General features: G+C 59.3%; 9 protein-coding genes and 3 pseudogenes. 7 read left to right on the top strand and 5 right to left on the bottom strand.

Going from position 1 to position 10,187, the window contains the following annotated elements:
• Positions 1-185 precede the first annotated feature (185 nt).
• Positions 186-398: a hypothetical protein gene (locus NKI85_RS36640; RefSeq protein WP_352780684.1), complete on the bottom strand. Its 213-nt coding sequence runs from the start codon at positions 396-398 to the stop codon at positions 186-188.
• 798 nt (positions 399-1,196) lie between these two features.
• The gene (locus NKI85_RS36635; protein ID WP_352780681.1) at positions 1,197-1,658 is read right to left on the bottom strand and encodes a hypothetical protein; all 462 of its coding nucleotides are present in this window, start codon (positions 1,656-1,658) and stop codon (positions 1,197-1,199) included.
• 67 nt (positions 1,659-1,725) lie between these two features.
• On the opposite strand from NKI85_RS36635, the gene NKI85_RS36630 reads away from it, so the two are divergent.
• The 3 genes from NKI85_RS36630 to NKI85_RS36620 all read left to right on the top strand — a co-directional run bounded on the left by NKI85_RS36630 (position 1,726) and on the right by NKI85_RS36620 (position 2,967).
• Positions 1,726-1,902, top strand: a complete 177-nt coding sequence (locus NKI85_RS36630) for a hypothetical protein (protein ID WP_023680685.1) — start codon at positions 1,726-1,728, stop codon at positions 1,900-1,902.
• A 401-nt stretch (positions 1,903-2,303) separates the two neighbouring features.
• Complete coding sequence (locus NKI85_RS36625) at positions 2,304-2,528, top strand: hypothetical protein (RefSeq protein ID WP_023680684.1); 225 nt, start codon at positions 2,304-2,306, stop codon at positions 2,526-2,528.
• Between the two features lie 205 nt (positions 2,529-2,733).
• Positions 2,734-2,967, top strand: coding sequence for a hypothetical protein (locus NKI85_RS36620; RefSeq protein WP_352780679.1), 234 nt, complete (start codon positions 2,734-2,736; stop codon positions 2,965-2,967).
• A gap of 954 nt (positions 2,968-3,921) precedes the next feature.
• Here NKI85_RS36620 and NKI85_RS36615 read toward each other — a convergent pair.
• Positions 3,922-4,900: pseudogene (locus tag NKI85_RS36615) on the bottom strand (IS110 family RNA-guided transposase); the annotation flags it as partial.
• 1,176 nt (positions 4,901-6,076) lie between these two features.
• Positions 6,077-6,406: a hypothetical protein gene (locus NKI85_RS36610; RefSeq protein WP_352780676.1), complete on the bottom strand. Its 330-nt coding sequence runs from the start codon at positions 6,404-6,406 to the stop codon at positions 6,077-6,079.
• On the opposite strand from NKI85_RS36610, the gene NKI85_RS36605 reads away from it, so the two are divergent.
• Positions 6,299-6,868, top strand: a complete 570-nt coding sequence (locus NKI85_RS36605; protein WP_352780687.1) for a thermonuclease family protein — start codon at positions 6,299-6,301, stop codon at positions 6,866-6,868. The genes NKI85_RS36610 and NKI85_RS36605 overlap by 108 nt on opposite strands.
• 223 nt (positions 6,869-7,091) lie before the next feature.
• Positions 7,092-7,580, top strand: a complete 489-nt coding sequence (locus tag NKI85_RS36600) for a hypothetical protein (RefSeq protein WP_156937504.1) — start codon at positions 7,092-7,094, stop codon at positions 7,578-7,580.
• 62 nt (positions 7,581-7,642) lie between these two features.
• Here the strand turns inward: NKI85_RS36600 and NKI85_RS36595 are convergent, their stop codons facing one another.
• A complete protein-coding gene (locus tag NKI85_RS36595; protein WP_352496424.1) occupies positions 7,643-9,037 on the bottom strand; it encodes a Do family serine endopeptidase in 1,395 nt (464 codons plus the stop codon).
• A 246-nt stretch (positions 9,038-9,283) separates the two neighbouring features.
• On the opposite strand from NKI85_RS36595, the pseudogene NKI85_RS36590 reads away from it, so the two are divergent.
• Positions 9,284-9,520 (top strand): annotated as a pseudogene (locus tag NKI85_RS36590) (hypothetical protein); the annotation flags it as partial.
• Positions 9,521-9,522: 2 nt separating this feature from the next.
• A pseudogene (locus NKI85_RS36585) lies at positions 9,523-9,777 on the top strand (cupin domain-containing protein); the annotation flags it as partial.
• Positions 9,778-10,187: the final 410 nt, after the last annotated feature.

Genomic DNA, 10,187 nt, shown 5'->3' with positions numbered 1-10,187 from the left:
TTTTGCCGTCTGCTCCCACGTAGGCCCTCCGTCTCTCGCGATCGGGAGGATTCTTCGCACATTCACCTCATGCCCCGCACGAGGGGAGCGGCGTGGCGCTTACATTGGTGCGCGTGTGAAGATCACTAACAGCCCTGATACCGGCTGTGGACACGCCATTGTGCGAGCAGTGGGAGCGGACCCTATCAGCGCATGAAGGGACTAGGATACGCATGACGACGCTTCAATCCGCCATGCAAGTGCTTGTCCGCCGCCAGGGTGAACAGAATAAGGAACACCAGCGTGTTCTTGAGGAAATTGTCGTTGAAGGCGGAAAGGAACTGCGTCCAGAAGAGAGGCGCATAGCGCCGTGACGTCATCAGATGGCTAGTCGTATGGCCGTTCGTGGTGATTTCCATTGGGGCGGCTTCCATTGGGCAAGACCGTTGAAGATCGTGGCCGTATCGATCAGCGGTCTTGCGCGGTTTGAGCTTCTTGTACTGGGAACCCGGTTAGACTTCGTTACTGCGGCTCAAATCGATCAGCGGCTTTTGGGGTGGGGTCTTCTAGCCGGTTCATGAAGCGGCTTGCGCCATGAAATTGATGGCGCCGTCATTATCGAAGCGGGCGAAATTGGCATGGTGAATGTTTGCAGGCGCTTGAACCCTTGGGAGCATAGCTGTTGGAGGTCATCGATATTGTCTTTTGGTTTCAGGGTGAGATTGCGCCGGCGTTTGTCTGTCTCCAGGCCGGATACAATCAAGCGGTCTTGCGACGGTCCGGACGAACGCAGCGTCAGCGCTGCTCCGCAGCAGCGCGCTGCAGACGGCGGTCGCCAGCCAGCTTGAGGCGCAGTTGCCGCAACCACTCGCCATCCTCTCCGAGCGGATCGCAGGACAGCTACGCGATTCTGAGCACTGCCAAATCGGCCTAATTTTCCGCTGCCGAATGGACGATGAGACGCGTAAGCGAGTTTCCGGACCGGAAGCTATGCGTTGGGTTGCCCAAACGATGCAGAGGCGCTGCTGTGTTGGCGCGACACGCTCGACCGCAGGTGCGGACGGCATAAGAATTTTGGAGAGGCCCGTGGTGACTGGGGATTGCGCCGGTATTGGCGACGCGCGAAGACTGGGTCGATATCTGGGCGAAGGCAGCCCCTGCGACGCAACAACTTCATACCGGAGAATGGAGGCCGCGCTGGGAGGTTGTTGGTTAGGCTACCAACTCAAAGTGATTGTCCGGGAGAGTTCGGCGATGTCGCCATAGATCACCGAACCTGTGACGAGAAAACATTCATCACCGAGGACTTCGAAGGGTGAGCTTGACGCGGTACAAACCGGCAGGTTCTTCGAATTGGCGTACGTGCCGAGCGTCGCGGTTTCGACCTTACGGTCCTTGGCTTCGGCACAGCCGACACTGATCGCGAGGATTGCGATAGCAATGAGAGTCGTCTTGCTCATATTTTGCCCCTGGAGCCAGCTCTTGTCGGGTAAGTCGCGCGATGCATCAAAATAGCACCGGCCCACGATCGGCTTCATCCATCGATTGGAGGAAGCAGGCTCATCCATAATTAGCAATATCTTGAGTAAGGCACCGAGCGCACCAGACTCATGGAACGGCGCGCGGAATTTCCATTCGTGACGAGGTGGCGATCCCGGCCGCCTTCGCAAACGGGTCATTCAGCACTGCGTAAACGTCTCGATTCCGAGCTATAGCTTTCCGCATTCGATCATCGATCATATCAAGGTGAAGAAGGGGCAGCAGATCGAGCTTACCGGAGAGATCACGCGCGTAGACGAGGAAGGCGGCAGGGTGACCGTCGATCTGGGACCACTGGTGACGATCGACATCGACAAGGTCAGGCTGGTCGAGAAGTACAGGACGCCAAAGCGCAAGAAGCCGCTGCGCGACATGGTGGATTAGCTCGCGGACCGCCACTTATCCACGCGACATCGGTACCACTCAAACGAATGGCAATTTTCCGTCTGAATGCGTTTAGGGTCCATGCTCGGAGACCACGCATGGGTATCGCGCGGGAGACAGTGACTCCCCGTTTCAAGGCGTCGAGATGCTACGAGCACCGAAAAGTCAGTTCCTTAGACCTAAAGATCGGGCGATCTGCCAGCGGGTTGTCGACCAGGTAACCGCCGACGCCAAATGGTACAGCACCCCGATAGACGGTCAGATTCTGGCCTCGACCACGCTGAATCTCTTTCAATCAGGGGTCGTAAACGAAACGAATTTGCTGGCACATGTTCGCGCGCGGCGCCACGACTTCACTAAACTGACAGGCTAGTTCTTCACCCTCGCGACATAGGCGCGAAATGTGGTTCTTCGTAGTCCGCCGGCCTATTGTTAAGCAGATTGAGCGCCCGCTTTATGTCCCGATGCAGATGGTCGATCGCTTCCCAATGCTCGCCAAATGGCTTGAGCGACAACTGCGCGTCGCGGAGTTCTACCGCCAGAAGCCACGCCTATCGTTCAATTTTGGCGAGGTGATATTCGGAAACGGCTTCGTGTCGGCGAGGGTGCGGCATCCCGCAAAATAGGAATATATTCCGAATGCCGTCAAGGCAAATAGACTTCGTCCTGCCCTCAGCGCCTGCTAGCCGCGGGCATTTTGGGGGGAAGCATGAATCAAGTTTATGTGCGTTTGTAGCCATCAGCGTTTTGTCGGGCTGCGCTACTCGCCCAGCCGACATCAAGCCCAATGCTGGTTTGTCCAGCGTATACGCGGGGAAGTCCTGCAGCCAGTTGGAAGCCGAACTTTACCGAACGAGTTCCGACCTCGCGCCGATCATGGCCATACAAGACAGAACCGCCCGCCATGATGTGGACGGCGTGTTTTGGCTTGGCTTGCCGGTTGGCAGCATGATGGACAACACAGACATCAAGGTACGTGAAGCCAAGATCGGCGAGCTGAAGGGCAACATGGACGCGATCAACGCAGCCCGACGAAAGGGCGGCTGTGTTGCCGGCACTCTGTAAGCCGTTCCAACGTTGAAATTGTCGGCTTGCTTCCCGCCCTCGCGACTGCGGAGTGGTCGTTTAATCGATTGACTCGCGTAATGCACCGGCAGTTAATCTCCCCGCCAGGGCAAAAAGAGGGGCTATGAAACTGGGAGCAAACGATGACTGTCCAAAAAGAAGACTATCGAACCAACAGAGCCGACTACGCCATAGCTGCGATGCATAGCCGAGCGACCGCTGAGGGCGATCGTGACGATTTGGTGGCGAGGAAAAAGTCCCTGTGGGTAACAGATCGGCGATCTGCAAAATTGGCTGCAAACCCCTCCGAAAGCTCGCCAGAACCCAAGGCAAAACCGCGCGGTAAGTGAATCGGACGCCAGCCACTTTCTTACCGCCGCGTACTTCGTTCGCATGGTTCGATTATATTAGATTTATCTAAAATACTAACCGGCCAGTCGAGCATTCCCGAACGCTCGCTGGTCAGGCCCAGCGGCCCCCCTAACCCAAGCTGCTGGGCCGCCACTCAGAGCAAAGCGCGATGTATGAGCATACCTAGCATAACGGTGATCGTCTCCACCTTGCCGGCCTTGCTTAGCACCACCTGAAAATCAGCTTCGAATCCCCGAATGTGCGGGGTCCCAGTGGCCATCACTAGACATTTCGAGATTTGCGGTTCGAGCCTCCCTTCATCGGCATGAGCGGTGACGGAGTACATCATCTTGCCAAATCAACACAGCCGACATCCTCGTCCCCTCGTTCGGTCGAAAGCTAGGTGGAACAATCAGGGTGCGCAACTTGTCATGACTGATATTGCCGCTTCACCCCAGCTTTGAGCGTGCGCCCTTCCGCCTGTGCGTGGTTCACCGTTTTTTACATTATTAGCGCACGTTTATAAACGGACATGTTGGTGTAGCTTGTACGTGCCCAAAGCCTCGGCGCAACGACCCAGCGCCGAGGCTTTTTTGCGGTATCCTTGCTCAGCATGTGCCAGATGATCATTGCAAGCTTGCGCGCAGTGGCGACGGCCGCGATGTGCTTCCCGCGGCGCGAGGCGATCCGCTTGTGGGAGGCGCGAAGAGGTCCTGGCGATCGCACAGCCGCCCATGCCGCCTCGACCAGCATCCCCCGCGCATGGCCGCGGCCCTGCTTCGTGATGCGCCCGTCATAGGCTGGCCCCTCACCGGACTGCCGCACGCTCGGATTGAGGCCAAGATAGTCAACGAGCTTCTGTGGATCGCTGAAGCGCCGTATGTCGCCGATGCCGCGGCAACGCTCGCAGCCACGGTGACGTCGAGGCCGGGCAACGTCATCAGGCGGCGGATTGTCGGATCCTGAAGGGCATGTACGGCTATATCCGCCTCGACCACCGTCAACGCCTCGTTGATCTGGTTAATCAAGCCGAGGTGGCGCTCGATGGCGGCGCGCTCATCCGCAGGCAATATTTGCCTCGTCAGCCATTTGCGCCCGCTGATCCCGACGAGGTTCCTATGCGGACACGGCGGGATCAGGTGGGCGTGGAGGATTGACTGGATCAGGTTCTTCAGCCGCGAACGCTGGCGAACCAGCTGTGTCCGCCTGGTGACCTGTCTTCGGAGGGCAAGGGTCCCCGGATCCGGAACCCAGACCTCCGGCAGAAAGCCCGAGGCGTAGAGCTTCGCAAGGACAGTGCGTCGATCGTGTCAGTCTTCACCTTCGCGTGCGCGATCATGTGCACCTGCTTGGGATTGGCGATCACGATCCGATGGACGTAGGGCGACAGCACTTCAGCGACGGCAGCAGCATTGCCTGTCGCCTCGATCACCACATGATCATCGTGGGTGAGTTCCTTCCTGGCGAACTCCTCGAGCTTATTGCGCAGCATTTGAACGCGGCCGAGCTTGACGATCTCGCCATCAAGCAACGACACGACCTCGGCGGTTACGCGGTGTATGTCCATGCCGATAATACGCACGGTTCCCTCCATCGTTGGTCACGAACAGGGAGCGAGCGGGCAACACGACAAATACGGATCCGCACTCGCAGCGCATCCGGGCGAGTCGTAGGGGCGGCCAGATAATGTGCTCGAACTCGCAGTTCATCTGCATACGCCGGCCTGCCCGCACTTGCGTGCTCCCGGTGCCCCGTGGCCCGGATGCGCCAAGCTTAACGAACCTGACGTACCGAACAAACGATGGCACCAAGAACATCATGCCGGATACGGCTTCATCGAGAGCTTCAACGGCAAGGAAGGCGCGTCAACACTCTACGCTACGATTGCTGGCCGCCCGTCGTCACGGCGCATATGCGACGTTCCGTTAGCCGCCGATCGCGTTCCTATTCACGACAATCGCGTGGTGGTACATTCGGTTGATTTGGCGAATGTTTTTTGTCGTCAACTCACCGGGAAACCGGGGAGGTGGTCATGAGAATTATTACCGCTCTAGTATGCGTCGCCCTCCTTGCAGGTTGCACAACGGCAGGCCCCCCAGGGCCCCAAGGGCCTGTCGGTCCACAAGGTCTTCCCGGCAAGCAGGGACCTAGAGGTGCAATGGGGGCTGAGGGTCCGGCGGGGAAGGACGGCGTCGGCGGTTGGGAAATCACCCAGTATGCAAGCGCGAGTGATACAAGCCCAGACAAATCCGCACAGGCTTGGTGTCCCAAGCCAAAAGTCGTCATAGGTGGCGGTGCCAGCGCGTCAAATTCAAATGCTCTAATTTCTAGGAGCTTGCCGGTTACTTCCCCAGCTCCAGGGTGGGTAGCACAAGCGCATGTAGCCGCTACGTCCCCAACAGCTTGGACGCTGACAGCATACGCCATTTGCGCGCTTGTCAAATAGTCGGCGCTTGGCCGGGCCGGTGAACTTTGCGTTGTCGCGTCTTGGAGACACAAACGGCGTTCTAGTCTTCATCCCAAAAATCCTGCAGCGAGGCGTGCCGAAGGTCTTCCTCGCCCCGGAGGTGCTTCACGCGGACCTTGATGCCCGCTTGCGAAGGCCATAGTTGAGACGGTTGAAAGGCTGAGCCGGTGCCCCCCGCGTTGACCAGTTGCCGACCGGCTAGTGCAGCTTCTGGACTCTCGCCCGGAATGGCGGCATTCTCTCTTCCGGGAGAGCGGGCGTGGGCAAAGGCCACCGTTATCAAGGCGCCAATCAGGCTGACCGCTGGCGAAGGCGCGCCGGCAGAAGAATGCCGTCACGGCGGCTGCCGCGACCCCTCTTGGGGCTGATCTTCCTCGGCGCCGGCAGGCTTGCCGCCGCAGTCACCCAATTCGCGATCCAGAGCACCGCCGGCCAACAGAGCACGATAACAAACTGGACAGAACCATTGCCTGGCCACATGGAAGGCCGCGCCTCGGTGATCGATGAGTAGAGATTGCAGGCCAAAGGATTCGTTTCAATGGCATCGACGCGCCCGAGAGCCGTCAGCACTGCGACGACGCCAAAGGCTTTGACTACCCATGCGGGCGCCGCGCTGCCCAAGCCTTGGACAAGTTCCTGGCAGCTTCGCGACCGCTGCATTGCAGTTTTGTCGATCGTGATCGGTACGGGCGTCTTGTCGGGAACTGCGATCGGGCGGACGGTCGTAGCGTTCAGCGCTGGCTTGTCGAGCAGGGCTTGGCACTGGACTGGCCCCTCTACAGCCACGGCGCCTATGCGGGGCAGCAGGCGAAGGCAGAGGCGGCAAAGCTCGGTCTGTGGGCCGGAACTTTTCAGGCGCCTTGGGTGTGGCGTCTAGCGCATGCCGACAACCGGCCGCTTTCTAACCAGCCGCTTGGCTTCAACCGCCATCAGGTCGCACAAAGCGGCTATTCATGCGAGCCGCGGCGCACCTGTTCCCAAATCAGCTCGTGCGATGAAGCAAGTTGGTACCCAGCCAACTGCTCTTGGGGCCGCAAGCTAGACCGCGACAAAGACGGCATCGCCTGCGAAAGCCAGTGTTGAACCTGCAGGTGCTGCCGCTTCACGGTCGCACGCACGTCGGTGTTGGCGCCGCGGCGCGTTGGGGTGGGTTTGGTCATGTGGAGGGGTTCCTAATGAAAGGGCCGCCTCGACGGGTGGCTTTTGAACGGTGACGGACTGCCGTTCCAAGCGGACCAGCTATTGTCGACTAAATGAAAGCGGGAAGATCCAACGATGCCTCCAAAATACGTGCAGCCCTCCGTTCATGAGACAGCTTTCAGCGGCATTCCAAATCGGCAGGGAGTTCGGCAGAGCCGAGGCCGAAGTTATGTTGCCCCGCCCATCGATTATGATCGCCACCCATCGACAACGAGCGATGCAGAACACGGCGAGCCGACCTGACGTTATCATTCGCTGGCATCAAGTCCGGCCTGATTTTCCAGAACTCGTTGCAACTGATGCGGCGAACTTTGACGCTGCCGTCTCAACAATGACCGTGCGAGATGTGGTCATATGGCGTCTTCGGGAAGGGCGCTCGCTGCGCGGTTCCGGCAAGGCCGGTCTTCATCATCGCCAACGCGGCGAAGGTCTTCTATCACGCTATATAGGAACGGAGTGCGTCAAAATTGACACGGGCTCGGCACGAGCTGCTCAAGTGCGGACGATGATGGGAGCCACGGCCGGCTGGCTGCTTTTTGCCGCGCGCGAGATGGGAGGAGGCGGCTGGAGTGATGTTTGGGCTCCGGCGACCTGATTCCGTTCTTTCGGATACGGAACGGAAACTTTGCCACATTTTTGGTTTCGACGCACGCTACGTCAGGAAGCAGCTAGGGCAATGAAGAGCGATTGTCCTTGCCTGTTTATGCGCAACAGAATGGGCTTGTGCTGCTGCCGGGATCTTGCCCACTCCTCCTGGATATCTGACGGCTGTGCCACATCCCGGTTGTTGGCCGAGACAATCACGTCGCCAGGTCGAAGGCCGTTCTCGGCGGCGGGGCTATTCGGCGCCACTTCCTGGATAAACACGCCGGTGGTACCCGGCTGCAGACCGAGTTGCTGGCGCGCTTCGTCCGGAATGGTGCTGAGCGACAGCCCGAGGCGTTGGTCCGCCGCTTCCGGACTCGGAACGGCACCGGTCTGTACCTCCTCGTCCTTGCGTTGACCGAGGGTCAGTTCCACCTCCTGCTGGGAGCCGCCGCGGTTCCTTGTCAGCGTGGCTTTCGACCCCGGCTTTTCGTTAGCTGCCGCCAACGTCAAGTCATGGACGCCCTGAATGTCCTTGCCGTTGAACCGGGTGATCACATCCCCCGATTGCAAGCCGGCCTTCTCTGCCGGACTGCCGGGCTCGACCGAGGCGACCAGCGCTCCCTTGGTGCTCGATATGTCAAGCGCCTGGGCAAGCGACGGCGTCACCTCCTGGAGACGCACTCCGATGAACCCGCGCTCGATCCGGCCGGTGCGGATCAGCTGATCGGCGACGCTCCGTGCGGTTCGGGACGGCACGGCGAAACCGATGCCTATGCTGCCGCCAAACGGAGAGACGATGGCCGTATTGACCCCGATCACTTCGCCGCGCGCGTTAAACAGGGGGCCGCCGGAATTGCCTCTATTGATCGAGGCGTCTGTCTGGAGAAAATCGTCGTAAGGGCCGGCTTGGATGTCGCGCGAGCGGGCGGAAAGAACGCCGACGGTCACGGTTCCCCCGAGCCCGAAGGGACTGCCAATCGCGATCGTCCAGGCCCCCGGCTGCATTGCGTCAGAGTCACCCCAGGCGGTGGTCGTCATGTTGGGGCGTGGATCGACCTTCAGCACCGCGATGTCGGTTGCTGGATCGCGGCCCACAAGTCGCGCGCGCGAAGTCTCCTTATCGGAGAATACGACGTGGATTTCGGTGGAGTCGGCCACGACATGATTGTTGGTGACGATGTAGCCCTCCGGACTGACCACGAAGCCGGAGCCGAGAGCTTCTCGCACCTGCGGCTGGGCAGGCCCGCGGCTGTCGAAGGGGTTGAGAAAATCGTCGAGCATCGTTTGGTCCTGGATGATCTGCCTCGTCGTGATCGCGACCACGGCCGGCAGCTTCTGACGCAGGATTGCGCTGAAGTCGTTCGGGATTTCCTGTGCTGAAACCGGAGCAAAGCCGCCAGCCGAGAGCATCAAGATTCCTGCGACGAGGCCCATGCTCAGTCGCTTCCTGGCAATGTAAGACATGATTGATTCTCCTGCCCGACCGCCCTGGCGCTGCCGCGCGACTTTTCCCAGACGCAACAACTGACATTCACGCCGATTGTTTCACCGGTTCGAAAAAATGTTGATCGTGGGCTGAACTGCGAGGATTTGGCCTTGTCGGGCCATTGAAATTTGCTCGAAACTCTCCAAAATTTCGGCTGGTGAAAATCGCGAGAGCCACCAAAGATGACATCAACAAAGGAGACTATTCAAAGCGGAGGACCATCGATGGAAGGAGCCATTTCGACGAGTTTTCCCCCAATCGGGCCCGAGGGTCCTGATGTTTTTCTTGACCGGTTGCTCCATCCAGCACGGCATTTCGAGCGACCTCAGGACGTGCTGACTGACGCGACGCTGGACGTCCAGGAGAAGCGTGCAATCCTTTCGTCCTGGGCATCGGATGCCTGTGCGGTGGAATCGGTGCCGGCGCTACGCATGCCGCCGGGAGCAACCGAACCGGTCAGCTCCATGTTGGGGACAAGACGATCCGCGCGACCGCGGGCACCTACCTGTTCATTCCACCGGGCGTTCCGCACAACATCACCAATGTCAGCGAAGAGCCGGCGCGGGTGCTGATGACCGTCTCTCCGCCTGGACACGAGCACTATTTTGAAGAGCTTGCCAGGCTCGCTGCACACGGCTCTCCGGATCCGAAAGCGCTTGCAGACTTGCGGAACCGTTACGACACTGACCAGCTCTCTACCCTGACGACAAGAGCCTAAGCTCGATTCTGCAATATCGGGTCATGGCGCAGCACCGCTCATGGCGTCGGCACCAGCGATGTCCTCTGTGGATGGCTCCCGTATTGCAAGAGGTAATTCGTTGTTCTGGCGCATTGGTCGGGTGCAGTCTTCTGTCCGCCTGTTCATGCAGCCGTTCGAAGCTGCTGGCCCTGATGGGGTCGGCGAACTGGGTCCCAATCTGCTTTGCAGGCTATGATGCCTCCGACATCGCATGGGTTGTCCCTGTTCCCGGCCTGACCGTCTCGCCATCACATCGCGTCGCTCTTACAACCTCATGGAGCCGATTGATCGGCTCGATCTGATTTCTGCTTCAGTGTCTCGTCTTCTGCGCAACTTACGCTGCAAGGTTCGGAGCATGACGCGCCTGATAGGTTTCGCCGCGCGCCATG

The sequence above is a fragment of the Mesorhizobium sp. M0571 genome (assembly GCF_040320985.1).
Classification (GTDB): Bacteria; Pseudomonadota; Alphaproteobacteria; order Rhizobiales; family Rhizobiaceae; genus Mesorhizobium.
Note: the sequence above shows the minus strand (reverse complement) of the source record. Positions and strands in the feature narration are given on the sequence as shown.

Bases quoted from the DNA above. Each gene is read 5' to 3' on its own strand.
- NKI85_RS36640 (WP_352780684.1), bottom strand. From the start codon at position 398: ATGGAAATCACCACGAACGGCCATACGACTAGCCATCTGATGACGTCA.
- NKI85_RS36600 (WP_156937504.1), top strand. From the start codon at position 7,092: ATGAGACAGCTTTCAGCGGCATTCCAAATCGGCAGGGAGTTCGGCAGA.
- NKI85_RS36595 (WP_352496424.1), bottom strand. From the start codon at position 9,037: ATGTCTTACATTGCCAGGAAGCGACTGAGCATGGGCCTCGTCGCAGGA.
- NKI85_RS36625 (WP_023680684.1), top strand. From the start codon at position 2,304: ATGTGGTTCTTCGTAGTCCGCCGGCCTATTGTTAAGCAGATTGAGCGC.
- NKI85_RS36635 (WP_352780681.1), bottom strand. From the start codon at position 1,658: ATGACCCGTTTGCGAAGGCGGCCGGGATCGCCACCTCGTCACGAATGG.